The sequence below is a fragment of the Pseudomonas sp. NFX224 genome (assembly GCF_048565165.1).
GTDB lineage: Bacteria > Pseudomonadota > Gammaproteobacteria > Pseudomonadales > Pseudomonadaceae > Aquipseudomonas.
On the sequence record NZ_CP183416.1, the window covers coordinates 3,019,776 to 3,044,700 of the forward strand.

Consider the following 24,925-nt stretch of genomic DNA (forward strand, 5'->3'; position numbering starts at 1 on the left):
CCCGACCCGATAAGGAGAATTTCCATGAAAGCTGTTGTCATGCGTGACAAACAACTGCTTTTCGATTCGATCGCCGCGCCTACGCCAGGGCAGGGCGAGGTGCTGGTCAAGACACTCGCCTGCGGTATCTGCGGGTCCGACCTGCACATGTTTCACCACTGCGAACATGTACTGGCCAACTTCAAGCGCGGGCACATTCCGATTGCCTTTGATGACCAGCAAGACGTGGTGTTCGGCCACGAATACTGCGCCGAGATCCTCGATCACGGCCCCGGCAGCGACAAGAAGCTCAAGGTGGGAACGCGGGTGTGTTCGTTGCCGTTCGTGATCACCGCGCAGCATTTTCACCACATCGGTTTCTCCAATCGCTACCCGGGTGGTTACGGCGAGCAGATGGTCCTGGCCGAGCAGATGTTGATGCCGGTGCCGGGTGATCTGCCGCCGGACATTGCGGCATTGACCGAGCCTTTGACCGTGGCCGCACACGCAGCGAACCGTGCGCGCCTGGATGGCAGCGAGGTGCCGGTGGTGATCGGTTGCGGGCCGATTGGCCTGGCGCTGATCGCGATACTCAAGTCCCGTGGCATTGGCCCGATCGTGGCCTCGGACTTCTCGGCCGGGCGTCGTGCCCTGGCGGAGAAAATGGGCGCCGACGTGGTGGTCAACCCGGCCGAGCTGTCGCCGTATCAATCGTGGCTGCAAGTCGCGGCGCCCGAGGGTTACGACATCAACGGCCCGATGGCGCTGTTGGGGCTTGGCCCGCAACCCAAACCATGCGTGGTATTTGAGTGTGTGGGCGTTCCGGGGCTGATCCAGCAAGTCATCCAGAATGCACCGCCGCGCTCGCGGCTGATCGTGGTTGGCGTGTGTATGGAGAGCGACCGCATCGAGCCGCTGATCGGTATCGGCAAGGAAATGAACGTGCACTTCTCCTTCGGCTACACCGGGGAAGAGTTCGCCCACACCTTGCAAGCCTTGGCTGACGGAAAACTCGATGGCGCACCGATGATCACCGGGCGCGTGACCATGGATCAGGTGGCCGGTGCTTTCGCCGATCTGGCCCAGCCGGACGAACACGCGAAAATCATCATCCGCTTCGACTGATTCGTCGTCCTCAACCCCGTTTGTGCCGGCCGGCAGGTTGTTGGTCGGCACGTAATTGCGTGCGTCGCTCCCGTGGCGCCACACCGTACCAGCGCTTGCAGGAGCGGTTGAACGAACTCTGTTCGGCATAACCGAGCAGGCCGGCGATCTGTGCCATGGGCATGCTCGCTTCGGTCAGGTACAGCTCGGCCAGTTCGCGGCGTGCTTGCTCGACCATGTCCTCGAACACCAGCTCGTATTCGGCCAGGCGACGTTGCAGGGAACGTTCGCGCATCCCCAATTGTTCGGCAATCAGCGGCAGCGCGCAGCGCTGGGTGGGCAGCAAACGGCGAATCGAGGCTTCGACCTGGCTGCCGATGTCCAGTGGGTTGGCGGCACCGATGTTGCTGACGTAATCCATCATGGTGTCGTGCAACTGGCTGTTTTGCTGGTCAATGGGCTTGCTCAGATATTCCGGCAGCAAGACCAGCGCATTGTGCGCCTGACCGAAATAGGTGCGAGCGCCGAAGAAGCGCTGATAGCGACTCTGGGGTAATCGGGCCTCAGTGCGCGAGAGCACCGAGTGGGGGCGAAATCCCGGCACGTAGAGCATTTGCAAGGTCTTGAACATGACCCCCAGGGACAGCTCGATGATCTGTCGCTGACGGGGTGCCGGGCGCAGGCGCAATTCATAGATCAGGTAGGCGTGTTCGGGGTCGATTTCGGTGTCCAGGTGCACTTGCACACCCGGGCTGTAGGTATGCAGGAAACGGGTGATTTCGATCAGGGCTTCGCCGACGTTGCGCGCGTTCTGCGCCACCACGGCCAGCGGTCCGAGAATCATGATGCTTTGGCGCTCGGCCAGGCGCAGGCCGAAGTCGATGCATTGCAGCTGATCGGCGCTCAGTTCGAGCAGGTTGATCATGGCGCGGTAGGGAAGCACCGCATTGCCGTTGTCGAGCAGCTTCGGCTCGATCTGCATCTGCTGCAGCAGGTCTTCGGGGTTGCCGCCCAGGTCTCGGACAAGTTGCGCATACCCGGTCAACGATGTGGTTTTGATCATCGCGGTCATGGTTTTTATTGTCTGGTTTTGTGTGAAACGGTGGCCTGACGCAATGGTCTGCGTTTTTACACCGTGCTGACAGCTTAATGGATTGGCTGACAGCTAATGACAAATATCTGACGTGAACGGACAAATGATTCTGCCCGGTCTCTCGGCATGCTTGTTCAAACAAACAAGAACGCTCACCCAAGGGCCGAGTCCGGCTCGCACGGTAAGGGCGATGGCGGAGATCTGCATGCGCAACAAGAACCATAACGTCCGTAGTTTCGTTAAACCGCTTGCTTTGGCCATTTCCTGCGCGTCAACCGGAGCGGTGCAAGCCATGCCTTTCCAGCTGGAAAACGGTTGGGAAGGTGAGTGGAACACCACGCTGTCCGTGGGCTCGCAATGGCGCGCCGAAGGTCAGGACCACGACCTCTACAGCGGTGCCAACGGCGCCTTGTTGGGCAAGTCCGGCGGTACCGGCGGTTCGGTGGACTCCGGTAACTCAACTACGACAAGGGCGACCGCGTCTCGACCATCGCCAAGTTCGTCACCGACCTGTCGTTGCGCAATCGCGACATGGGCGGCCTGGTCCGGGTCAAGGGCTGGTACGACGAAGCGCTGAAGGACGAAGACGTCAGAGCGAATGCCGTAGCAGTAGCCCACGATCAGCAGGCGAATCATCAGTTCAGGATCAATCGAAGGACGCCCGATTGGGCTATAAAAGTCGGCGAGATAATGGCGTAGATCGCTTAGATCGAGGCATCGATCAATGTTGCTCAGGAGGTGATTGGCTGGGATGTGATCTTCAATGTTGAACGAGTAAAACAGTCTCTCTTGCCCACTCGACAATTGTCCCATCATGCTGCGAATCTCCCCGCTGGCCGATGACCTGATTTTGCCGCAGGCCAGGCAGGAGATCTACTTTTTCAACAGAATCGGCCAAAAGCAGACCATCAACCAAGGCAGCTCGCCATAGCTTTCATTCATGAACTAATTCAAGTCGCATCTGACTCACCGTGGGAATAACAACGTCACAGCGAAACGAAAACCCCAGCCTTGTGGACCATCGTCAGGGCTGTTGAGCCAGTAACGTGGCCCCGCTTGCACCGTCAGTGGCTGGCCACCGATTTTCAACAATTGAGTCACCGTCAGGTTGACCGGCACTGACCATTCGCGTGATTGCCAGTTGTAGGTTGATTCGGTGTTCACGCCCCATGTGGTCAGGGTGCTGGTGGTGTAGGAAAGGAAGGGTTGCAGGAAGGTCTGGTTGACCTTGTCCTTGTCATCCGGTGGGCTGCCGTCCAAGCCCCAGATATGATTGGCCAGGATGCCGTGAGTCCAGCCATTTTCCTGTTTAAGGGCAACCGCTGTCGGGCCTATCCCCCATTGCTCGCTGCCGAGCAGTTCATCACTGCCCGTGGGAATCAATATCGCCGGGCCGACCCCGAGTATCCAGCCACTTTCCGTGGGTTGTTTGGGCGAGAAGAAAAAACTCTGCGTGATATCGCCGACACCGGATTTGTCCGCCGCGCCATTCGGCGCCAGGCCATGCTGATCGATGACTGGCAAAATGGTGCGGGAAATCAGGTTCCAGTCATCGTTGAGAGTGAACGGCAACACGGGCTGAATATTGGTGACACTGTGCATGCCCTCACCGGTTGGCCCCATTTTCTGATCCCAGTTGTACTGCACCGGCAGGCTGTACATGGCCGCAACCGGGTTGAGAGCTTTCTTCGCCAGCTCCGCCGAATCCTCAGCTTGGGCCCCCGGCATGACCCCCAGCATGGCGACCAGCGTCACTCCAGCACTTATAAACTGCTTGTTAGCGCCCATATCTGGTCACCTATGGCTTGATGGTCAATGGGTGACAGGCTTTGGCTCTGGCAATTTGTACTCATTGTTCTGAACGGATTTGTCGGGCATGTAGACACGGAACGCGAGTGTCCAGTTGTCTGTAGGCGCGGTCAGCAGGTTCGCTGCATCCTTGCCGCAGCTTTGGGGACTGCCAAAGTGCAGGGTGAAGGTCTTGCCATCCTTGTTGGGCACGATCTCGTGGTTCGAAAGGCTGGAGCCCTCCTCGGTGTGCAGGTAAAGATCATCACCGTAAATCGTCATGGAATAGAAACCCAGCTGTGGGTTGGCCATGCCAGGCACTGGGTAGTTTGCGGCGTAGCAGATGTCTTTTTTGACCTTGTACGATTTGAAGGAATACCAGGCATGCTGGTCGGGCAATAGTCCGGTTGCCACGGCCACACCGACGTTGATGTCATCCTGCGGGATCGTGCCGCGGCCCCCCATGGTTTTGCTCACCCCACGGGTGTCTGCCACCTTCACGTAGTGCGCTTTAACTTGCTTGAGCTGCTCCTGGTTCCAGTCAATTGCCTTGAAGGCTTTCGGCGTGTAACCGGCCGGGAAGCTGACCTTGTACTCATCCTGAATCGCATTGGCCTTTGCTATGTCCGCAGGATCATTCGGGTTTACTTGCGTACGGATATTGACCACGACAAAGTCTGTGACGGTTTTCGGGTCGATGGTGTATTCACCCTCGCCGTAGTAGACGTTGTCGGTGACGTGGTCGTGCTGCATGACGTGCACCGAGGTGTAACGGCCATCGCCCTTGGGCACATGGATGGTGGCGCCGTGAGACGCGTCGATGATGGCGAAGGAATACAGCGTATCGCGATTCATCAGCACGGCAGGCTGCTTGTCGAGTTCCATGGGTTTGCGGTGGTTGTAGAACTTGTTGGTCGCTCCGAGTTTCACCTCGTTCTGCATGGACTCATCCAGTGTGGCGAAAGCAAAGTTCTCTTGGGTGACAGCAACGTTCTTTTCGTTGACCAGCGTCGACTCCAGTTTTCGGGCTGCATCCAAGGTAAGGAGGGGTGTTTTATCCTCGGCCTGTGCAGCATGGATACTCGTTGCCAATACGCTCAACAGAACAGCAGTTGGGGCCAGTAAATTCATCGAGAACGCTCCTTGCATAGATTAAAGTAGAGCTTGTCAGTGATTCAGCAGTGCGGTGCCGCCGGTTGATGCGAGGTCTAATGCCATTCGGCAAATGCGGTGATCTGGTACGCCGCTGCCACCATCGATTGGCCTGATTTTTTAGTCCGTTACTTCACCTTGACGACATCGTCAGGCTTCCAGGTTTGGTCGTAGAACGCGTCTTCCGCGCCATAGAGGCGCAAGGCGACCAGGAAATTGCGACCGGGGATGGTCTGGATGAATGCGGAGTCCGCGACATCAGCAGGTTTGTCCGGCCCGAACCAGATTTCGATGGAACCGTCCGACTGCTTGGGAATGTCGTAATAACCGTTGGTGGAGGGCATCAGTTGCTTGGTCTCCGGCATTGTGCCGTCGGTGATGTTGTAGGCCGTAACAGCCCAGAACAACGCTGCCGGAGCGTTCGGCGGCAGACGCAGCTTGTAGGTGCTGCCACCTTCGAGGTATTTCCCGTCCTTGTCGCGAGCGGTGAACGGATACTTCGAACCGGCGCCCGTGGTGTGCATCACCATTGCCGGTGCCGATGAATAGGCGAACTGGAAGAAGTTGGCGCGCTGACTCACGTCCAGGTAACTGTCTTGCATCCACTCCGCCGTGCCGCCTGCCCATGTGTTCTCGTACTGGCGATCCGTATAGTAGAGATTACGCTTGTCCTCGCGTCCCAACTGGCGGTTAGCGAGGATCATTCGAGGCGCCATCTCGACCGCCTTCTTCAGCAGGGCCTGCTGCTGCTCGGTGGGTTTGAACGGCTCGCCCTTGATAATACCGATGGACGCCAGCACCCCGCGCAACTCAGGATCAATCGCTTCCACCGGCTCGTAGTCGACAAACGCCTTCAACTTGGTCCAATACTCGTTGTCCGTCGGATACATCATATTCAACGCCTTGCCACTGGCGTCAGGGAACTCCATGGGCTTGACGTCCTTCTCCGTCGCCCACAGTGGATAGACACGGGTAGTCTCCGCAGACTTGACTGCCGGCGCCGGGTCAGGCTTGCCCTCGCCCTTGGCCATGACGGTGCGGAAGAAGAGAAACACGTTATAGGTGCGCGACTTGACAACGAAATAGCTGGCCGGCACCGGCCCGGTGTAGTCCGGTGGCAAAATCAGATACAGGCCGCCTCGCGCACGGTCTGGCCCCACGGCACCGACATCGGTGAGCGTGCGCTGAAAGAAGTCGGTAAACATGCCGATGACGTTGGGTGGCGCCTTGACCACCAGCGGCCCGGTTTTCTTCAGATCCAGGTAGCTCATCGAATAGATCACGTCAGCATTGGGCGTCGGCACCATGGCGCGTGAATCCATACGCTGCTTCCAGATTGGCAGCACGTTGTAGCCACTTCCGAACGCTTTCTCCGATCCGTCACGCAAGCCAATGACGTTGAGTGCCGGTAGCATGGTCATGTACGCGTGAATCGCGCGCTGGTAGTACAGCTCGTCACGCAGGGACTCGGCCTCCTTCGGATCGAGCCAGTTGCCATTGTTGAGCTGTTTGAGCAGCGCAGAAGAAGGCGCCTGTTCCTCCGCACTGACCATTGGCGTGAAGCATAGCGCGATGGCCAACGTCGAGGCGGTCAGCGCCATGGCGACTGAAAGTTTCTTTAACGCGTGAGTCATCTTCGATGTCCTTGCATGGAAGCGTTTTCAAACGAAGCGTCGGATTGCTGCAAGGCCATCTATAGAGGCTTTCTTTCAGCATCCGTGCTCCTCATTTATGTGCTCGGGAGTCTAGATGCTGAGCGTGATATTACAAGGAAGGCGGGCAAGCCAGCGCTGAATATAGAGCCTGAATTGAGTCATTTACAGAGCGCTTATAAGGACTTCTATCAGCGGATGACTCTTCGCCACAAACTGAATACGTCTGACCCACAAGCGGAGACTTCGATACAGCGAATCCGCTTGTGCGTTTGCACCCCTCGTGGCTGTGGACTTTAATCAGCCATCAACTGTCGCGGTTTCGTTAAGCAAATTTGAGTGACGCCGCCTCTCTTTCGAGGAGTAAACACGGATGTATGCAATGAAATCACTTTCTGCTCTCGCCACCGTCGTGGCCTTGGCAGCGAGTTCGACGATGTCGTTTGCCCAAACCGACCATTATCAGGATCTGGTAAACCTGCCGACGGAAAATAATCGTCCTACCGCAGCGACCACCCAAACCCTGATGGACGAACTCACGTTCCAGCGCGCCATGCAGACCTATCTCTGGGCCATGCCGCTGCTGAACACCGCCGGTATGCGCGATGGAGCGGCTCAGGCCTTTGGCACCGGCTATAACATCATGCCGGTCTGGGCCAAACGTCTGGATGCCAAGACCAAGATCACGACTCCCAACTCCGATCTGATCTACGGCATGGTGTTCGAGAACCTCGCCAAGACAGGCCCTTTGGTGTTCGAGGCTCCGGCCAAATTGCAGGGCATCCTGTTGGACTTCTGGCAACGGCCGATGCCGGTGGACGGTCTCGACTATGCGGGCGATGTCGGTCTGCCAGGGCCGGACAAAGGCGCCGGCGGCAAATTTTTGATCCTGCCACCGGGCTACAAAAAAGAAGTACCAAAAGGCTATTACGTTTACCGGTCAACCACCAATAACGTGTTTATTTTCCTGCGTTCCTTCTACACCGACCCGGCCGATACCAGCCCCGCAGTAGCGTTACTCAAGCAATCACGGATTTATCCGCTGGGCCAGAAGGAGAGCGCGAAGCCGATGCAGTTTCCGGACGGCTCGGGTCGTGAGCTGAACATGCTCCCGCACAGCGACTTCAGCGCTTTCGAACAACTCAAGCAGATCGTTGACGACGAGGGATTGAATTTGGCCAGTCCCGACTGGCTGGGCATGCTGGCCGGTATCGGGGTCGTCGCCAACCAGCCGTTTGCGCCTGAAGCTCGCACCCGCGAGTTGCTCGATGCCGCTGCCAAAACCGGTTATAAGACCAGCCGCGCCATTGGCTTCCAGCCTGGCGTGGGCAAGGCTGACTTCCATGTGTACAAGGACCGCAAATGGTTGAACCCGGTCAATAACCTCACCTCCCGCTGGCCCAACGCACCTCTCGACCTGACTTTCCAGGCCAAACAAGGTGACTACCGCCACCTGGATGTGCGCACCTGGTTTTTCACTGATTACTACTCCATCAGCCCAGGCATGGTCTCAATGACCCCCGGCAAGGGCGCGTTCTACATGATGACCTTTGAGGATGCAGACGGCGACCAGCTCAATGGAGACCAGAGTTACAAAGTGAATTTGCCAGCGAATATACCCGCTGAGCTGTTCTGGTCAGTGACGCTCTATGAAGCGGAGAATGCTTCGGGCCTGGCCAACGGCCAACCTTTCCCGTCTCTGGGAAAACTGGACAAGCCAGTGCAGAACCCTGACGGCAGTACCGATTTGTACATCGGCCCCAAAGCGCCAGCAGGGCATGAGAAAAACTGGCTTGCTACTGCGCCGGGCCGGGGCTTTTTCAGTATCCTGCGGCTCTATGCGCCAGCCAAGCCGGCTATAGACGGCAGTTGGAAGCCGGGAGATCTGGAAAAAGTTAAGTAGCCCCTGCAAAGCTGCCCGCTGAATGACAGCGGCGTAGCTTCGCATACAGACCAATCCCTATTAGTTACAGCGTGCGGCAAGTCTTTTCATGGGGCGGGCAACCGAGTAGAACGTCAGCTATGGGTTCTCTGCCGGTCTTCACTTTTGCCGATCAACCTGATGGTCACGCAGCTACTGAAAATTGGTAGTCAGCCACTGACGCTGCAAGCGGGGCCGCGTGACTGGGTAGCCCTGACGAAGGCCCGCAAGGTTGGGGGTTTCGTTTCGCCGTCACCTTGTTGTTCCCACGCTGAACAGCACTTTGGCCAACGGCAGGCGCTCCCGTTGGCCAAAGCTCATTAAAGGGTTTGCAGCATTTTCAGCTTTGAAACGATACCCCCTAATTGACGGCAGTCGGTTCCGGTATGGTGTATTTGCCGCTGATAACACTTTCGCCAGGGCGATAGATGCGCATGCCGAGGTACCAGTTATCACCCGGTGTAGGCAGCCAATTCGCAACCTCCCCACACTTCTCCTTCGGCCCGTAGTGCACCGTGAAAGTACCGTCTTCATTGAAGTGTATGGCGCGATTGTTCAGGTTGGAGTTTTCACTTTTCAGGTATTTATCGGCCCCATACATCGTGAAAGAAAAGAACCCGCCCTCCAGAAACTCAGGCTTGGCATAGGTCGCCTTGTAGCATTTATCACCACTCAAGCCGTAATCACGATAGAGGTACACGGCATCTTTTGCCGGCAGTAGCCCGAGTGCAACTGACGCACTGAGCCGAAGCATTTCCGGTTTGATGACCCCGCGAGCGCCTGATGTGTCGTTGAAGTTCGTCAGCTTCGCGGCCTCTTTTTGATATTCGGAACGAAGTGTCATGCGGCTGGCTTCATCCCAGTCGACGATTTTGTATTCCTTGGGCACCGTGCCCTCTGGCCAATTGACCTTGATGCCATCCTGAAGCGTTTTGACGTTTTGGGTGTCGGCAGGATCGTTAGGATTGATCTGCGTGCGCATGACCACCGCAGCAAACTCGGTTTTCGATTTGATCTCGAAAGTCCCTGGTGCGTAAAAAACCTGATCGGTGAAGTCGTCGTTCTGCATGATCATGGCCGACTGGTATCGATTGTCAGCTGATTTCGGCAAAGTGATGGTTGTGCCCTCGGGCACGTAAAACACACCAAATGAATACACCGTGTCACGGTTCATGGTGACCGCAGGCTGCTTGTCCAAGGGCATGAGCGCCCTGTCGTGGCGAAAGGCGTTCGACCCCACATCTTTGACGATATTTTTATAGGATTCGTCCACTTCGGCGCGGGCGTAGTTTTCAGGCGTTACCTGCATCCCGGCGTGTGCAGTGGTCGCCCCCAATAGGGTGGTACAGAGCAAAATCTTTCTCATGCCTATCATTGGTTCTATTCCTTTATTTCCCATCGACTGCAATTAAAAAGTAGTGCTAACCATGCGATGCATGTCGACCAGGTAAGCGAGATTGTGTGAAGGAAAGTGCGATTAACTTCCAGCCCGAAGCGTAGTCGACAAACGAGATGAGGAGGGGCTTGCCGAATGCCAACGGCACTTTTGAAAACGAACCAACTATTGAGTCTGTTTTTGGCAGATTCTGTTGAAAAAGTCGGCCATTGCTTGCGCAGCAGAAAAGTACGCGTCCGAGATTGAAATCTTTACTTTTGGCAAAGACTTTTGGACTTAGATTTCACGTGCCCGCGTGCAAAAATGGCATTTTCACCCGTCAATGATCAGGCAGTTTGGGCAGACCGACTTTTTCAATAGAATCGGCCGAATTCCGCCTTGTCGCGAAGGGCGGCAACTCAAAGCAGTCGGTCAATGTTTAAGGGGATGGGTCGACAGCGTTTCAAAAAACTCCAATGAATAGAGCTCAACTCAACCAGCTAAATCAAGCCGTGGGCCTTGGCAATGACAGCGGCTTGGGCGCGGCTGTCTACCTTCAACTTACTGAAGATATTTTTCATATGACTCTTGATGGTTTCGGGGGTGATGCCCAGCAGCTTTGCCATCTCCTTGTTTGATTTACCGTGAGAAACCAACTCCAGCACATTGCGCTCTTTGCTCGTAAGCGCTATTGCCGTGCGTGCCTGGATTGTCTGCTGGGTGGCCGTATTGTTGTCGGGTATCAGACGTTGCAATTGGGCCAGCCGGGCCTGGCTCAGACGTTTGTCCTGCAAGGCGTAGCGAGTGAGCTGCTGCAGGCAATCCGTGGCTGGTAGGTCCTTGAGCAGGCGATAGGCGCCGCTGTGATCGGCCAACTGGCAGGCTTCGAGCAGGCAGGTTACAGCTGTCTCCTTTTGCTGCCGTACCCAGTAAACCTGGGCTAGGCTGGCTGCTAGCCGAGCTTGCTTGAGTCGTTGATTGAGGCCTGCCGCCAACTTGTAGATTTTTTGCGCTTGCACCAGATCCGCCGGCCTGGAAATGCCCGCCGTTTCACACCAGAGTGCCGCCAGGCTGGCCAGGTATTGATAATCAGTGAAATTGTCTGTCGCAGGCGCTGAACGGTCAGTCTGTATCTGTTCCAACTGCTGAGCGCAGGCCTGCGCCTCATGCTGTTTATGGTCGATCAGGCTGACCCGGATGCGTTCCAGCAATAGATATGCTTGCAGGCGTGGCCATTGGCGAGTTTGTGCCAAACGCTCACCGTCCTCTAGAAAGTAGCGAGCACCCTGATGGCTGGAATGGCTGCTGCTCAGGCGGCTGGCAGTTATGTAGACGCTGGCGATGCAATCGAGGAAACCGCCGAGTTTGGCAAACTCGATATTTTCCAGGCTCAGTTGCGCGGCTTCTTCCTCGCGTCCTTGCAAATAACGCACGGCAGCGAGAAAGCTCGCGGGCAGCGCACGAAGTACCGAATGTCCCTGGCCACTGGCATTGACCGGCGTGGTAAGGCGCAAGGCTTCCTCCAGAATCGCCGCAGCTTGTGAGAAGCGCCCCTGAAGCGATTCGCCGAAGCCCACCAGGCTCAGGCGGTAGATTTGGTTAAACAGGTAGCGGCTGCGTTCCAGCGGTTCGCAAATGACTGGGGGCAGGCTGTAGAACGCCTCCCAGCGACTGGCACTCAGATGGCTGAAACACACCACATTGAGCAAGGTGTTGCAGATCCACGGGCGGTTGCTCAAGTGCGGCAGGCAGCGAATAGCCAGTTCTCCACCGGCCTGACCATCATCGCCGAGCGCCTTGAGCATGGCGTGCAGGGCCTGGCATTCCCAGAACAACGCATCGGTCGACTCCAGCCGACCCAGGGCGGCGAGGTCGGCCTCCACCTCGCTGAGCAGGTGAAGCGAATTGCTATGGGTCATGGCCAGGCCCGATGCCCAGGCCATTGCCAGCTTCAGTTGCGGCGGGCTTTGCAACAGATGGTCTCGCAACTGGCGTTGCCAGTCGAGCAGGATGATGAAGTCACCTCGTTCAACCAGGTCCATCGCACAGTGGGCAATCCATTGTTGGGCACTCTCATTGTCACCGGCGGACAGCGCGCTGCGCACGGCATCGGTCCACAGCTGTTGATCGGCGAACCAGCGCGCGGCCAGGCTCAAGGTATAGCTCAACTGCACCGGTGACAGGCGTCGACGCAGATGCTCGCGGAACAACGGGTGAAAACTGAACCAGTCGCCAGCGTCGTCCAGGCAGCTGAGAAACAATTGCAGGCGGTCCAGTTCATCGATCAGGGCACGTGCGTCCGGGTGGCCGGTGAGGCGTGCCGTCAACTCAGTGTTGAATTTATCGACGCAAGCCAGTCGGCTGAGCTGCTCGACCATGGACGGGGGCAGGTGCTTGAGCAATTCGTCCAACAGACCCGAAATACTTTTTGGCAAGCGGGCGCTTGCGCCAGGGCGTTGACGAATGGACAGCAGGCTGGCGCGCAAGGCCGCGATCCAGCCTTGGGTGGAACGGTGCAGATCAAGCAAATCGCCTGCATCTATTTCTGCAAAGCCCGAGCGCAACAACAGGTCGCGGGTTTCATCCAGGTCAAAGCGCAGCTGGCCAGCGTCAACCTCCAGGCAGGCATCGCTGTAAAGGTGAGCGTAGAGGCTCGCCGGCAAGTCGTTGCGTCCGCAGAACACCAGGTGAAGGTTGTCAGGTGCGTAGCGGATCAGTTGATCGAATGCGGCTGCGAATGCCTCGGCGGGTGCGCAGTGGCAATCATCGACAAACAGAAAGCAAGCCTGCTCCCGGCGTCCGAGGTCGTTGAGCAGCAGTGTGCTCAGGTGCTCGGCAGGCAGTAATGCGAAATTCTTGAGCAATGACTGTTCGGCTTCCACCGCCTGGCTTTGCGCAATGGCAGCGGCCACGTACAGCAGTATGCGCTCCGGACTGTCATCCGCTTCGTCGAGGGTCAGCCAGGCCACCTGTGCACCACGGGCCAACGCGGCTTGGGCCCAGGCGCTGGCCAGGGTGCTTTTGCCAAAGCCGGGGGGGGCCTTGAGTACGGTCAGGCTCGACTCTGCGATCTGGTCGATCAGTTGTTCCAGGCGCGGGCGAGGCAGGTTGCCTCGTCCTCGGCGCGGTGGCATCAGTTTGGTCGTCAATAGCGGCGAGTTTGTTGTTTTTATGGGTGCTTCTTGATTCATCGGTCATCCCCCATCGAGGGGGTCAATCCCTCAAAGTGAGGCGAATAGTATCTAACTCGCCTCAAACGCGACAGCCGCACTCACGGGTGTGACTGCTCACCGCCATTGACCGGAGAGAATAAGAATGACCGGGTATGCCTTGCGCACCGAGCTCGAACCTACAGGCCTGGATGCAGATCTCAACGAGCTGGAAACCTCGATGCAGCTCAGCGCCCGGCGCTTCGCCACCAAGGTGATGCGCCCCATTGGCCAACGACTGGACCACATGACCCCAGCTGAGGTGATCGCCGCAGATTCGCCACTTTGGCAGGTGTTCGACGAGTTCTCCAAACTCGGCATTACCCTGGCCGACATGCTGGCCTTGCCGCCCGCCGATCAGGCACGGCTGATGTGCCTGGTGTTCGAAGAGTTGGGTTATGGCGATGGCGGCCTGGCGGTGGTGCTGGGGGCTGCCATGATCCCCAGTATCGTTCTCAACCTGATGGGTCGGCAGGATCTGATCGCGCGATACGCCGACCAACCTGTCGGTTGCTGGGGCATCACCGAACCCGACCATGGCTCGGACATGCTCGACAGCAGTGGCCATACCCGTCACCCGGGGGTGAATCATGGTCGCCTCAACTGCTACGCAAAGATCCAGGGCGAACGCATCGTCATCAGCGGGCAGAAGTCTGCTTGGGTCTCCAACGGCCCGATCGCCCAGACCTGCATTCTGTTCTGTGGTTACGACGACGGTTCGGGTACCGACAAGCGCTGTGTGGTTCTGGTGCCGCTGGACAGCGCCGGTGTGAGCCGCGGCGCGCCGCTGGACAAGATGGGCCAGCGCGCGCTGCCACAGGGTGAGTTGTATTTCGACAACGTCAGCCTGCCTCTGGACCACCTGGTTGCCGGCCCCGAAGACTACGTCAAGGCCGAGCAAGGCATTCTGACCGAGGCTAACGGCCTGATGGGTGTGATCTGGACAGGCGCTGCAAGGGCTGCCTATGAGCATGCCCATGAGTATGCCCACCAGCGCAAACAGGGTGGCGTACCGATCATCCAGCACCAGAACGTGCGCCATCGCCTGTTCCACATGTTTGTCCGGGTCGAGGCATCCCGCGCGTTGGCGCGTCGTGCCATCTACTTCAACCACGTGGCGCCGCAGCCGGCACTGCAAGGTTCCATCGCCGCAAAAATCACCGCCACCCAGACAGCGTTCGATGTGGCTTCGCAAGCCATCCAGATGTTCGGCGGCAACGGCGTCACCCGTGAGTACCCGGTCGAGAAACTGTTGCGCGATGCCCGCGCCTCGATGATTGAGGACGGTTGCAATGAGATGCTCGCCATCAAGGGCGGCACCCTGATTTCCCGGATCTGAGGCACATGGCATGAAGATGAATGCATACATCGCCGGGGTCGGCATGGTGCCGTTCGGCAAGCACCAGGATAAGACGCTCAAAAGCCTTGCGGGCCAGGCTATTCAATTGGCGCTCAACGATGCCGGGCTGGACAAGTCTCAGTTGCAGGCCGCATGGATGGGAAACGCCGCGGCAGGCGTGGTGACCGGTCAGGAAATGATTCGTGGTGAAGTGGTGCTGCGAGGCATGGGCATCGGTAAGATCCCGGTGATCAACGTGGAGAACGCGTGCGCCTCTTCATCGACGGCTTTTCAACAAGCCTGCGCCATGGTCAGTGCCGGTTACTACGACATCGCACTGGTGTGTGGCTATGAAAAGCTGTTCCACGAAGACAAGGCGCGCAGCCTGGGGGCGTTTTCCAGTGCCGTGGATGTGGAAGACCCCGACGGTGCGGTCAATGTCATCAAGAAACTCGCCGAGGCGGCGGGTGAGCCTTTTGTGGCCGAGGGCGCGGGCAGCACTCGGTCAGTGTTCATGGACATCTACGCGATGATGGCCAAAAAGCACATGAAACAATACGGCTCCACAGCCGAACATTTCGCCATGATCGCCGCCAAGAACTCCCTTCACGGCAGCCTCAATCCCCGCGCGCAATTTCGTGAAGTGCTGACCGTCGAACAGGTCCTTGCAGCACGCGCAATCATTGATCCACTGACGCTGCCGATGTGCTCGCCGATCGGTGATGGCGCGGCGGCGGTGATCGTGGTCAGTGAGCGCAAGGCCCGGCAGCTGGGCCTGAGAAATCCGGTGCGCGTCGCGGCTTCGGCATTGGTGTCCGGGTGGGACTTCGAGCAACCGGGAGAAAGCGTCGGCGCCCTCGCGGCCCGGCAGGTTTATGAAGCATCCGGTATTGGCCCTGGCGAGCTGTCCTGCGTCGAGCTTCATGATGCCTCGGCGCCTTCGGAACTCATGGCCTACGAATACCTCGATTTGTGCCAGCCAGGCGAAGGCATTCACCTGCTTGAAAGCGGTGCTACCCGCCTGGGCGGGCGGATACCGGTCAACACTTCCGGCGGCCTGCTGCGCAAAGGCCACCCGATCGGTGCCAGCGGTTGCGCACAAATCGTTGAGCTGACAGAGCAATTGCAAGGGCGCGCGGGTGACCGACAAGTGCAAGGCGCGCGCATCGGCATGGCCCATAACGGCGGCGGTGCAATCGGCCTGGATGCCGCCGCTACGGTGGTAAGTCTGCTGGTACGGGAAGAACTGAAATGACTGTCTATAGCGATTTGAACCTCGCCGGCCTTATCGGCAATCGAGCCCTGGAAAAACCCGATTTTGCCGTGTTAGCCGTTGAAAACGGCAGCCGCAGCCTGGTCGAGAAACGTACCTATAGTGATCTGTGGCGCAACGGGCATCGCCTGGCATGGGGGCTGAGCCGACTCGGTTTGCAACCGGGCGACTGCTTCGCATTACTCATGGCCAATCACGTCGAGTTTGTCGATGCCATGGTGGCGGCGGCGATCACCGGCACGGTGTTCGTGCCAATCGATCCACGGGCCAAAGGCGACAAGCTGGCGTTTTTCCTCGACAACGCAAAGTGCAAGGGCGTGATTGTCGCTGACTATGCGATGGGCAACCTGTTGGCGGTACGTGAGCAGTTGCAACATACGCGGTGGATCGTCGGGTTGCCGACCGATGAGTGTGATAGCGCCGCGCTCGATGCTCCAGGAGTGACCCTGTACGCAGACGCCCTGGCGACACACAGCGAAGAGCATCCGCTGGCGCAATTGGGCGCGGATTCGCCCATGCAGTTGATCTTCACCTCCGGTACGACGGGCGACCCGAAAGGGATTGTCATGACGCACCAGCGCTACTGCGAAACAGCACTTATTACTGATCGCATCTTTGGCTACCGGGCTGATGACAAACCGTACTCCGGACTGTCGCTGACCCATGCCAATGCGCAGTTGGTAACGCTGGGTGCTTCCTTGGCATTGGGGTTGTCCTGTGTGTTGTCCAGGCGTTTCACCAAGTCCAGGCTTTGGGAGATTACCCGGCGTTTTGGCTGTACCAGCTTCACGCTGTTGGGCGGCATGACCACCGCGTTGTACGCAGAGCCCAAGCGGGCGGATGACGCCGACAACCCCGTGCGCTTCGTGATTTCCGCTGGCATGCCGAAAGCCATCTGGAGTGATTTCGAGCAGCGTTTCGGCGTGCAGATGCTGGAGTTTTACGGCGCGGCCGAAGGTGGCTTGACCATCAAGCCGATTGGCGTCGGCCCGGTAGGCAGCATCGGCAAGGTCGCCCCCAATCTGCGTTACCGAATCGTCGATGATCATGGTCAGGACTGCCCTCCGGGTACGCCGGGTGAATTGTTGTTCCAGCCGGTCGATGGCAGCCCGTACAGGGTCGAGTACTTCAACAACCCCCAGGCTTCGGCAAAGAAGTGCATGGGGGGGTGGTTGCACATGGGCGATGTCGTGCTTGAAGACGCCGAAGGCTGGCTGTTTTTCCAGTACCGCCAGGGCAATGGCATTCGCCGCAACGGTGACTTCATCAACAGCGCTTTTATCGAGAAGGCCATCGCCGAGTGTCCGCAAGTCGATGACGTTTATGTCTATGGCATTCCGGCAGCCAACGGCGTGCCCGGCGAGAAAGATGTGGTGGCGGCCGTAGTGCCCAAAAACCTGGAAAGCTTTGATCCGCAGAGCATCTATCGCGTCTGCCGCGAAAAGCTCGAATCCAACTTTGTGCCGAGTTACCTGCAGGTACTGGCACAGATCCCCAAGACCGCTTCGGAAAAACCCCAGGACCGATTCCTGCTCGAAGCGTTTGAACAGCAGCCGGGTTGTGTTCATCACGAAGCCCGTTAAGACCCAGAACCAATAACAAGAGGAACCACCATGTCTGCAGCTCGTAAGGTATTGATCTATGGCGCCAGTGGTTACACCGGCAAATTGATTGCCGAATCCCTGGCCCGACGCAACATTCCATTTTTCATGGCCGGACGCACCCGTGCACGCCTTGAGGCGGCACTGGCCGTGGTCGAAGAGCGTCATGGCCAGGCCGTGGACGCCGAAATTGTCACCGCCGACAACACCGTTGAAGCACTGCTGCCGCTGTTCGCCGACGTCGACGTTGTGATCAACGTCGCCGGTCCTTTCATGCAGATCGGCTGGCCGGTGGTAGAGGCTTGCCTGGAAGCCGGCTGTCATTATCTGGACACCACCGGTGAGCAGGACTGGACCGCCGCTATCGGCGAAAAATTCGGCCCGGCGTTCGCGGCCAAGGGCCTGCTGTTGTGCCCGGCCAACTCGTTCATGTGGGCCGCCGGTGCACTGGCCGCCGAAGTGGTACTGGAAAACCCGGAAGTCGACAGCCTGGACATCTGCTACCAGATCGACAATGGCCTGCCTTCCGAGGCTTCGACCAAGTCATTCCTGCGCATGGTCTGCAACGACGTCTCGCAGTATTACCTGGAGCAGAACGAGTATAAGGCCTGGCCGAACGATGTGGCTTACCAGGTGGCGGTGCCGTATCGCAATGCGATGCTCAGCGCCCATCCATGGGGTGGCGCGTGTGAGCCGGTGTGGTTCAAGAACGACCCGCGCGTACGCAATTGCAAGGTGCTCACCGCCGTTGGCGAGCACATGATCGGCCCGGTGATCCAGGCGATCAAAGCCTTTAACGCCGCCGCCCCGGGGATGAATCAGGAGCAACGTGAAGCGTTCACCAACGCCATGGGCGACCAGATGGACAGCGGTGAGCCGCCGAAGGATTCGGTCGATGTGCAGCGCGGTGTGATTGTCTGCCTCGGTCAGGGTCGACAGGTCACCACCAGCTACGTGATGAACCTGTCCGCGGCCTACACCTGGACCGGCGAGATTTGTGCCGAAGCGGCCCAGCGTCTACTCGACGGCCAGTTGAAGAACAATGGCTTCCAGTCCTCGGCCAAGGCATTTGGTCATCGTGAACTGATCCAGCGCTTCCATGAGTTGGGCTACTGCAGCGCATTGCCTGCCTGATTTATTTTCCGGGTCCGGGGTTCGGTCGTGCGTTGCCAACGCCCGTGCCGCACCCTGGACGACTGAGTGCCGATGGAGAACAATAATGACCCGCTCCAGCCTGCCTGCTACTCAACCCGCACCGATGTGGGTGCGGCAAGCGCAACGTATTACGACTTACTTGACTGAAGACCTGGGTGGCGGTCCAAGGCCGTTGAAAATGGCTTGGGCCGTCAACACGCACAAGGTCATTACCGGTTTCATCATTTTCGCAATGATGTGCCATTTCGATAATTTCAGCGTCGGCGCCTGGGTCTATCTGGGATTGCATGGCATCTACGGCTACTGCTGGCTGATCAAGGACGCGACCTGTCGCGATGCCAACTTCGATCGCCGCATTACCCTGGCCGGGACCGCCGTGCTGTACTTGGGCCTGATCGCCTGGTACTGGGCGCTGCCCTACCTTTTCATTTCCAGACACATCGAGCCCGGATACCCATTGCTCGCAGCGTGCATTGCCGTGCACACCCTGGGCGTGGTGTTGATGGTCGCCGCCGATTTGCAAAAGAACTTCATCCTCAAGTTGCGCAAAGGGCTGATCACCGACGGTGTATTTGCCTACACCCGCAATCCCAACTACCTCGGCGAAATCATGATCTACGGCACCTATGCCGTGCTCGCGGCACACTGGCTGGGTTGGGTTGTCGTGCTCTGGTGCTGGCTCGGCCTGTTTTTGCCACGCATGCTGGCCAAGGACGCCTCGTTGTCGCGCCACCCGGGTTGGGAAGACTACAAAGCCGGTAGTGGCCTGTTGCTGCCCTCACTGCGCATTGTGCTGGCGCCTTTCAAGGCTGACGCCAAGGAGGGTGGCGTATGCTGATTCATGCGCGCTGGCTGTTTGGATTGGCCGCACTGTTCAACTTTTCAGTGGCCTTTGGCTTGCTGTTGCTTGATACCTGGCTGGGCCCTTTGCTGCAACTCAATGAGGCCACCGGCAGCAATCTTGCGCTGCGTGACCTGGGCTTGATGCTGATTGCCTCTTTCGGTTTCGCTTACCTGTGCACTGCCTATTCACCCGGCCGTTTCAGGCCTTATGTCGGTCTCGGCGCAGGGGCCAAAATCCTGGTAGTGGTTGCCATTTTTGGCCACTGGCTGGCCGGCAATATTGGCTGGCAACTGCCTGCACTGGCGCTGGGTGATGTGCTGTTCGCCTGGTTGTTTCTGAGTTTCCTGCGCCAATACCCCGCCTAACCTAAAACAAAAATAGAGAGTCGACTATGAACACGGTATTCAAATGCTTTGAGCTTGAAGGCAAAGTCGCCTTGGTAACCGGCGCAGCACGTGGCCTCGGTGCAGAAACAGCTGAAACCCTGGCAAAGGCAGGCGCGAAAGTGGTGGTTAGCGATGTCTTGATGGCTGAGGCCGAAGCGACGGCCCAGCGTATTCGCGAGTTGGGCGGTGAGGCGTTGGCACTGGGGCATGACGTCACCAACGAGCAGCACTGGGAACAGGTGGTACAGGCGACCGTCGAGGCTTTTGGCGGTCTGGACATCCTGGTGAACAACGCCGGCATTGAGAAGATGGCGCTGTTCACCGAAGCCTGTGTCGAGGACTTCCGCCTGATGCATGAGGTCAACGTCACGGGAGTATTCCTGGGCATCAAGCATGCGGCGAGGGCCATGCGCCCGGAGGGTTCGGCGGGCAAGGGTGGTTCGATCATCAACCTGTCTTCGGTGGCCGGCCTTGTCGGTATGCCAGCGCTGGGTGGCTACTGCTCGTCCAAGGGAGCCGTGCGGCTGATGACCAAATCCGCGGCGGTGGAGTTTGCGCGACTGGGCTATGGCATCCGTGTCAACTCGATCCATCCAGCCATCATCAAAACTGAAATGGGCATCAATGTGGTGCGCGGACTCGCAGCCGTCGGCCTTGCACCGGATGAAGCGAGCGCCGATGCCTATGTCGAATCCTTGCATCCCATTGGCTATGGCCAGCCTCAGGACGTGTCCAGTGCAGTGCTGTTCCTGGCGTCAAGCGCTTCGCGCTGGAGCACCGGCAGCGAACTCGTCATCGACGGTGGCGCCAGCGCCTGCTAACTCGTTTATCTGGAGATATGTGCAATGACTCGTTTATTGGAAAAAGTGTGCCTGGTCACCGGGGCCGCCAACGGTATTGGTTTGGCGATTGCCGAGGCGTTCCTGCGTGAAGGCGCCAAAGTCCTGTTGACCGACATCGATGAGGCACGCGGTACGCAGGCAGTCGAGCGCTTGCAGGAACAAGGTTTCAACGCCGCCTTTTTGCGTCACGATGCCAGTTGCGAGGAGCAATGGACGCAGGCGATTTCTACTGTGGTTGAGCGCTGGGGCCAGCTTGATGTGTTGGTGAACAACGCCGGGATCGCCATTCTCGCCGACGTTGAGCAATTGACCCTGGCACAGTGGCGAAAAACCAACGCGATCAACCTCGACGGAGTGTTCCTCGGCACCCAGCAAGCCATTGCCGTCATGAAAAACCGTGGCGCTGGCTCGATCATCAACGTGGCCTCGATCGAGGGCATCATTGGTGAGCCGATGGTGCCGTCGTATAACGCCAGCAAGGGGGGCGTGCGGATTTTTACCCGCGCGGCCGCCGCCCATTGTGCCCGTAAGGGCTATGGGATCCGGATCAATAACCTCTGCCCCGGCTATGTTGCGACCTCAATGATCAGTGGCGGACTGGAGAGCATTGGCGGTGATCTGGCGCAGCAGTTCCAAAGTTACCTGCAGCAGCGCATTCCCATGGGGCGGCTCGCCGCACCGGAAGAAATCGCCAAGGTGGCACTGTTCCTGGCCTCAGACGATTCAACCTACATGACCGGCTCCGACCTGGTGGTCGATGGCGGCTACCTAGCGCAGTAACCCTCAGTACTGCGCTGGTTTTGGCGAAGCATCGGCAACCCTGGTGCTTCGCTTTTTTTTGCCTGCTGCAAACACCGCCCCCCACGCGGGGGATCCAAGCCCACAGGGGTTTTTTGCATAGTCCTGGCTGCCCAGATAGGTCCAGGCCAACGCGGGGCTCGCAGACAATCATAAAAAAGGAAATGCGTATGCGCTATTCGATGCATCCGGGCGTACTCACGGTTGCGCTCATGAGTACCACCGTACTCGCTGCTGTTCCCCATCAAAGTATCCAGCCGCCGCCGGTCGATAGCATTCGGGTCGACCGTGTCGAGCCCGGCGACAAGCCCGCCCTCAAGGTGATGTATCGTGCACGACAACTGGATGCCTATTCGCTTGGCATTCAGGCGTATGTCTACGGATGGCCGGCAGTGGAGAACTATCGGGTGTGTTCGCGCATGCTTGATCCGGACTTTCGCCATCACGCGGCACTCAACAGTTTTCGCCACGAGCCGACACCCGCCGATGACCAATACCGCCTGTTCGTGACGCCCAATGGCGACCTGCTGTACTCGGAAGCCTGTCTGGACTTGAGCCAGGAACCTGTGATTTTGCATGTCCCCGACACTCAGGGCATGCGCTACTGGACCGCCCAGGTCACCGATGGCTACACCGAGACCGTGGCCAATATTTCCAAGCGTTCGGTGGGCAATGGGCCTGGTGACTATGCCCTGGTCGGGCCGGGCTGGAAGGGCACCTTACCCAAGGGCGTCACTGCGGTGCCGGTCGATACCAACAGCGGATTTATCCTGGTTCGCACCTTCTTTGAAGACCAGGATGATCTGGCTCAGCGCACGCGGGTGGTCCAGCAACAGTTCAGTCTCAAGCCGCTATCGGTATTCGTCGGTAAAAAAGACTGGAAAGCCCCAGAGTTGCCAGCCGATGACCCTCGCCGCAAGGTGCCGGTCGAACAGCAGGAACTGTCGACGTCGCTGGAATTCTTCCGCGTTCTCAACCAGGCCATGGCCGCCGCCGGCCCGCGTCCCGGCGAAGAAGCGCTGTGGGCACAGTTGCGTCGTATCGGGATTGGCCCTGGACTGGAGTTCGATCCGGAAAAACTCGATACCGCTACCCGCGAGGCGTTGCAGAGAGCGATCACCGACGGCTGGCAACTGGTCCAGGACCGCTCCGCAACGGCGCGCACCAAGTTGGTCAACGGCTGGGGGGTACCGCAACTGGGCCAGCCCGTCGGCGCCTTTGGCTATGACTACTTGCAGCGAGCCGGCGTCGGTCACCGTGGCATCTATTCCAATACCGCTGACGAGTATGCAGCGATGGCGGGAATTGCCGATACCGACGGCCAGCCACTCAATGGCAACAATCACTATGTCCTGCATTTTGACAAGGGCGCTTTCCCGGCCGTGCAGGCCTATTGGGGTCTGACCATCTACCGGCTGCCGGAGCGGCTTTTCTATCCCAATCCGACTGGACGCTGGACGGTAAACAGCGTCGACAAATCCCTCAAGTACAACGACGATGGTTCTCTGGACGTGTACATCCAGCGACAAGCGCCGCAAGGGCAGGAGGCCAATTGGCTGCCGAGCCCGGATGGGCCGTTCCAGCTGATTCTGCGGGCTTATCGCGCAACCGATCCGGGCATCTTCAATGGCGATTGGGCGCCTCCGGCGATTCGCCGGGTGAACTGATTCAGGGGGTTGATGGCGGGCTTGTCGGAGATCGGCAAACCCGCGCAACGAGCAAAAAGAAGCCACCCGAAGGTGGCTTTGCAAAGGGAAGTTGATTTGCTGTCAGGCGTTTATTTCACCCCGGCAGAGCGTAGGGCGGCCGGGCTGTAGTCAGTCGTCGACGCCTGGAAGTCGAAGTCATAGAAACGCTTCTCTTCGTTGGCCATGCCCAGCGCCAGATAGCGACCCGATTGCAGGTCGTAAAGGGTTTCCAGCGCATAGAACGGTACTTGATGGTCGTAGAGTTGCATTTCATGGGCTTCGGCGACGCGCCAGAGCATGCCGCGGCCATCGTAATGATCGATCTCGGCTGCCTGCCAGGTGTCCTCGTCGAAGTAGAAGTGGCGCTTGGCATAGATATGGCGCTCGCCGGTTTTCAGGGTCGCCTCGACTTCCCAGACGCGATGCAGTTCATAACGTGCCAGGTCCTGATTGATATGACCGGGTTGCAGGATGTCGTTGTATTTGAGCTTGGTCGAGGCCAGCGCGAAGCTGTTGTAAGGGATGTAGATTTCTTTCTTGCCGATCAGCTTCCAGTCATAACGATCAGGGGAGCCGTTGTACATGTCGTAGTTGTCGGAGGTCCGCAGGCCATCGGTGGCAACCCCCGGTCCGTCATAGGAAACCTGCGGGGCGCGGCGCACCCGGCGCTGACCGGCACTGTACATCCAGGCCATGCGCGGTTCCTTCACCTGATCGATGGTCTCGTGGACCAGCAGGACGTCACCCGACAGGCGCGCCGGTTGCAGTACCCGTTGGGTAAAAAAGAACATGACGTTACTGTTTTCGGCGGGGTTGTAGTCCTTGAGCTGGGTGCGGAACGTGAATTGATCCTGGAAGGTCACCAGCGTGTTGCTGCCGTTGGTTTGCGGCGTGGCCTGGGTAATGACCCGACGGAAACTGCCGCCGCGATAGCGGGTGATGTGGTTCCACACGACTTCCACGCCGCTCTTGGGGATGGGGAATGGAATGGCCGTGTCAAAGTTCTGCAGGCCGTTGCCACCTTCGATGAGCTGGGTGGTGGTGGCATTCTTTTTCGCCGCGGCGTACACCGAGTCGGGCAGGGCAGCCGTGCGATGGGTCGTGTAGACCGGCATCCGGTAGCTGTCGCCGTAACGCTTGAACATCTCGATCTGGCCAGGCGTGAGTTTGTCCTTGTATTGATCCATGTTCGCCTTGGTGATGGTGAACAGGGGTTTTTCGTTGGCGAACGGGTTGCCCAGGAAACCATTGGCATCGACTGGTGCTGCGGTTTTTCCCATGCCACCGGTCCACGCCGGAATACTGCCGTCGGCGTTGCCTGCCTGTTGGGCGCCGATTGGGGTCAGGGTCTTGCCCAACTGGGCGGCTTCGTCGGCGGGAACCGCGGCAAGTACTGCACCAGAGAGTGCTGTGAGCGACAGAGCCCCGGCTTTTAGCCAGGTTGTTATTGGAGTCATTGAGTCTTTCCTCGACGAGCAAAAGTGAGACGGACTTGCATGAAGACGCCCGGAGAAACGGGCGAAGGCAATTGCCTTGAGCACAAACTAGCGATCACGCACTGGCTAGAACGTCCCCCGGATGGGGGGCGGCAGTGGGGGGCAATATCGGCCGCAGGCTCTGGCATCGGGATCGCAAAACTCATCCCCCGGGATGAGTTTTGCGATTCACTCCTTCGTCTCTTACCGCACCGGCAAGCAAGCCTTTAGCGTTGGCAACCAACAATAAA

19 protein-coding genes and 3 pseudogenes are annotated in these 24,925 nt (G+C 58.3%); 13 read left to right on the forward strand and 9 right to left on the reverse strand.

The annotated features are described in order from the left end of the window. Positions 1-24: 24 nt before the first annotated feature. Complete coding sequence (locus tag ACNYC6_RS13575) at positions 25-1,104, forward strand: zinc-binding dehydrogenase (RefSeq protein WP_419712696.1); 1,080 nt, start codon at positions 25-27, stop codon at positions 1,102-1,104. A gap of 10 nt (positions 1,105-1,114) precedes the next feature. Here ACNYC6_RS13575 and ACNYC6_RS13580 read toward each other — a convergent pair whose 3' ends face one another. Then, positions 1,115-2,155 (reverse strand): AraC family transcriptional regulator, encoded by a 1,041-nt coding sequence (locus ACNYC6_RS13580; RefSeq protein WP_419712697.1) that lies wholly within the window; start codon positions 2,153-2,155, stop codon positions 1,115-1,117. Between the two features lie 313 nt (positions 2,156-2,468). On the opposite strand from ACNYC6_RS13580, the pseudogene ACNYC6_RS13585 reads away from it, so the two are divergent. After that, a pseudogene (locus tag ACNYC6_RS13585) lies at positions 2,469-2,875 on the forward strand (DUF1302 family protein). Here the strand turns inward: ACNYC6_RS13585 and ACNYC6_RS13590 are convergent. From ACNYC6_RS13590 to ACNYC6_RS13610, 5 genes and pseudogenes are all read right to left on the reverse strand, one after another. After that, a pseudogene (locus tag ACNYC6_RS13590) lies at positions 2,765-2,992 on the reverse strand (transposase); the annotation flags it as partial. The pseudogenes ACNYC6_RS13585 and ACNYC6_RS13590 sit on opposite strands and share 111 nt — an antisense overlap. After that, on the reverse strand, positions 2,937-3,092 hold the full coding sequence (locus tag ACNYC6_RS13595; protein WP_419712698.1) for a hypothetical protein: 156 nt from the start codon (positions 3,090-3,092) through the stop codon (positions 2,937-2,939). The pseudogene ACNYC6_RS13590 and the gene ACNYC6_RS13595, both read right to left, overlap by 56 nt. 50 nt (positions 3,093-3,142) lie before the next feature. Beyond that, positions 3,143-3,916, reverse strand: coding sequence for a transporter (locus tag ACNYC6_RS13600; RefSeq protein ID WP_419712965.1), 774 nt, complete (start codon positions 3,914-3,916; stop codon positions 3,143-3,145). A gap of 72 nt (positions 3,917-3,988) precedes the next feature. After that, positions 3,989-5,095, reverse strand: coding sequence for a DUF1254 domain-containing protein (locus ACNYC6_RS13605; RefSeq protein ID WP_419712699.1), 1,107 nt, complete (start codon positions 5,093-5,095; stop codon positions 3,989-3,991). A gap of 149 nt (positions 5,096-5,244) precedes the next feature. After that, complete coding sequence (locus ACNYC6_RS13610) at positions 5,245-6,750, reverse strand: DUF1254 domain-containing protein (protein WP_419712700.1); 1,506 nt, start codon at positions 6,748-6,750, stop codon at positions 5,245-5,247. Positions 6,751-7,150: 400 nt separating this feature from the next. Here ACNYC6_RS13610 and ACNYC6_RS13615 point away from each other — a divergent pair, with 400 nt between their 5' ends. Beyond that, positions 7,151-8,671 carry a DUF1254 domain-containing protein gene (locus tag ACNYC6_RS13615; RefSeq protein WP_419712701.1) on the forward strand — a complete coding sequence of 507 codons (1,521 nt, stop codon included), beginning with the start codon at positions 7,151-7,153 and terminating at the stop codon, positions 8,669-8,671. 144 nt (positions 8,672-8,815) lie between these two features. Further along, positions 8,816-8,964: pseudogene (locus tag ACNYC6_RS13620) on the forward strand (transporter); the annotation flags it as partial. A gap of 86 nt (positions 8,965-9,050) precedes the next feature. Here the strand turns inward: ACNYC6_RS13620 and ACNYC6_RS13625 are convergent. Next, complete coding sequence (locus ACNYC6_RS13625; protein ID WP_419712702.1) at positions 9,051-10,064, reverse strand: DUF1214 domain-containing protein; 1,014 nt, start codon at positions 10,062-10,064, stop codon at positions 9,051-9,053. A gap of 500 nt (positions 10,065-10,564) precedes the next feature. Further along, entirely contained in the window at positions 10,565-13,198 is a 2,634-nt protein-coding gene (locus tag ACNYC6_RS13630; protein WP_419712703.1) for a LuxR C-terminal-related transcriptional regulator, read from the reverse strand. A gap of 181 nt (positions 13,199-13,379) precedes the next feature. Between ACNYC6_RS13630 and ACNYC6_RS13635 the strand changes: the two genes are divergently transcribed. The 9 genes from ACNYC6_RS13635 (at position 13,380) to ACNYC6_RS13675 (ending at position 23,178) form a co-directional block, all read left to right on the forward strand. Beyond that, on the forward strand, positions 13,380-14,612 hold the full coding sequence (locus ACNYC6_RS13635) for an acyl-CoA dehydrogenase family protein (RefSeq protein ID WP_105641080.1): 1,233 nt from the start codon (positions 13,380-13,382) through the stop codon (positions 14,610-14,612). A 10-nt stretch (positions 14,613-14,622) separates the two neighbouring features. After that, positions 14,623-15,867: a thiolase family protein gene (locus ACNYC6_RS13640; protein ID WP_105641079.1), complete on the forward strand. Its 1,245-nt coding sequence runs from the start codon at positions 14,623-14,625 to the stop codon at positions 15,865-15,867. Continuing rightward, the gene (locus ACNYC6_RS13645; RefSeq protein WP_419712704.1) at positions 15,864-17,468 is read left to right on the forward strand and encodes an AMP-binding protein; all 1,605 of its coding nucleotides are present in this window, start codon (positions 15,864-15,866) and stop codon (positions 17,466-17,468) included. Before ACNYC6_RS13640 ends, ACNYC6_RS13645 begins: the two co-directional genes overlap by 4 nt. A 30-nt stretch (positions 17,469-17,498) precedes the next feature. Beyond that, entirely contained in the window at positions 17,499-18,620 is a 1,122-nt protein-coding gene (locus ACNYC6_RS13650) for a saccharopine dehydrogenase family protein (protein WP_419712705.1), read from the forward strand. A gap of 85 nt (positions 18,621-18,705) precedes the next feature. Continuing rightward, positions 18,706-19,479: a methyltransferase family protein gene (locus tag ACNYC6_RS13655; protein ID WP_419712706.1), complete on the forward strand. Its 774-nt coding sequence runs from the start codon at positions 18,706-18,708 to the stop codon at positions 19,477-19,479. Next, positions 19,473-19,850 (forward strand): hypothetical protein, encoded by a 378-nt coding sequence (locus ACNYC6_RS13660; RefSeq protein ID WP_105641075.1) that lies wholly within the window; start codon positions 19,473-19,475, stop codon positions 19,848-19,850. Before ACNYC6_RS13655 ends, ACNYC6_RS13660 begins: the two co-directional genes overlap by 7 nt. 26 nt (positions 19,851-19,876) lie before the next feature. Continuing rightward, complete coding sequence (locus ACNYC6_RS13665; protein WP_105641074.1) at positions 19,877-20,692, forward strand: SDR family NAD(P)-dependent oxidoreductase; 816 nt, start codon at positions 19,877-19,879, stop codon at positions 20,690-20,692. Between the two features lie 24 nt (positions 20,693-20,716). Further along, positions 20,717-21,493: a glucose 1-dehydrogenase gene (locus ACNYC6_RS13670; protein WP_419712707.1), complete on the forward strand. Its 777-nt coding sequence runs from the start codon at positions 20,717-20,719 to the stop codon at positions 21,491-21,493. A 188-nt stretch (positions 21,494-21,681) separates the two neighbouring features. Further along, positions 21,682-23,178: a DUF1254 domain-containing protein gene (locus ACNYC6_RS13675; protein WP_419712708.1), complete on the forward strand. Its 1,497-nt coding sequence runs from the start codon at positions 21,682-21,684 to the stop codon at positions 23,176-23,178. A gap of 110 nt (positions 23,179-23,288) precedes the next feature. On the opposite strand, the gene ACNYC6_RS13680 is transcribed toward ACNYC6_RS13675, so the two are convergent. Further along, the gene (locus ACNYC6_RS13680; protein ID WP_419712709.1) at positions 23,289-24,656 is read right to left on the reverse strand and encodes a DUF1329 domain-containing protein; all 1,368 of its coding nucleotides are present in this window, start codon (positions 24,654-24,656) and stop codon (positions 23,289-23,291) included. Between the last annotated feature and the right edge of the window lie 269 nt (positions 24,657-24,925).

Bases quoted from the DNA above. Each gene is read 5' to 3' on its own strand.
- ACNYC6_RS13640 (WP_105641079.1), top strand. From the start codon at position 14,623: ATGAAGATGAATGCATACATCGCCGGGGTCGGCATGGTGCCGTTCGGC.
- ACNYC6_RS13665 (WP_105641074.1), top strand. From the start codon at position 19,877: ATGAACACGGTATTCAAATGCTTTGAGCTTGAAGGCAAAGTCGCCTTG.
- ACNYC6_RS13600 (WP_419712965.1), bottom strand. From the start codon at position 3,916: ATGCTGGGGGTCATGCCGGGGGCCCAAGCTGAGGATTCGGCGGAGCTG.
- ACNYC6_RS13615 (WP_419712701.1), top strand. From the start codon at position 7,151: ATGAAATCACTTTCTGCTCTCGCCACCGTCGTGGCCTTGGCAGCGAGT.
- ACNYC6_RS13630 (WP_419712703.1), bottom strand. From the start codon at position 13,198: ATGCCACCGCGCCGAGGACGAGGCAACCTGCCTCGCCCGCGCCTGGAA.
- ACNYC6_RS13670 (WP_419712707.1), top strand. From the start codon at position 20,717: ATGACTCGTTTATTGGAAAAAGTGTGCCTGGTCACCGGGGCCGCCAAC.
- ACNYC6_RS13680 (WP_419712709.1), bottom strand. From the start codon at position 24,656: ATGACTCCAATAACAACCTGGCTAAAAGCCGGGGCTCTGTCGCTCACA.
- ACNYC6_RS13580 (WP_419712697.1), bottom strand. From the start codon at position 2,155: ATGACCGCGATGATCAAAACCACATCGTTGACCGGGTATGCGCAACTT.
- ACNYC6_RS13625 (WP_419712702.1), bottom strand. From the start codon at position 10,064: ATGATAGGCATGAGAAAGATTTTGCTCTGTACCACCCTATTGGGGGCG.
- ACNYC6_RS13650 (WP_419712705.1), top strand. From the start codon at position 17,499: ATGTCTGCAGCTCGTAAGGTATTGATCTATGGCGCCAGTGGTTACACC.
- ACNYC6_RS13660 (WP_105641075.1), top strand. From the start codon at position 19,473: ATGCTGATTCATGCGCGCTGGCTGTTTGGATTGGCCGCACTGTTCAAC.
- ACNYC6_RS13675 (WP_419712708.1), top strand. From the start codon at position 21,682: ATGCGCTATTCGATGCATCCGGGCGTACTCACGGTTGCGCTCATGAGT.
- ACNYC6_RS13605 (WP_419712699.1), bottom strand. From the start codon at position 5,095: ATGAATTTACTGGCCCCAACTGCTGTTCTGTTGAGCGTATTGGCAACG.
- ACNYC6_RS13610 (WP_419712700.1), bottom strand. From the start codon at position 6,750: ATGACTCACGCGTTAAAGAAACTTTCAGTCGCCATGGCGCTGACCGCC.
- ACNYC6_RS13655 (WP_419712706.1), top strand. From the start codon at position 18,706: ATGACCCGCTCCAGCCTGCCTGCTACTCAACCCGCACCGATGTGGGTG.
- ACNYC6_RS13645 (WP_419712704.1), top strand. From the start codon at position 15,864: ATGACTGTCTATAGCGATTTGAACCTCGCCGGCCTTATCGGCAATCGA.
- ACNYC6_RS13635 (WP_105641080.1), top strand. From the start codon at position 13,380: ATGACCGGGTATGCCTTGCGCACCGAGCTCGAACCTACAGGCCTGGAT.
- ACNYC6_RS13575 (WP_419712696.1), top strand. From the start codon at position 25: ATGAAAGCTGTTGTCATGCGTGACAAACAACTGCTTTTCGATTCGATC.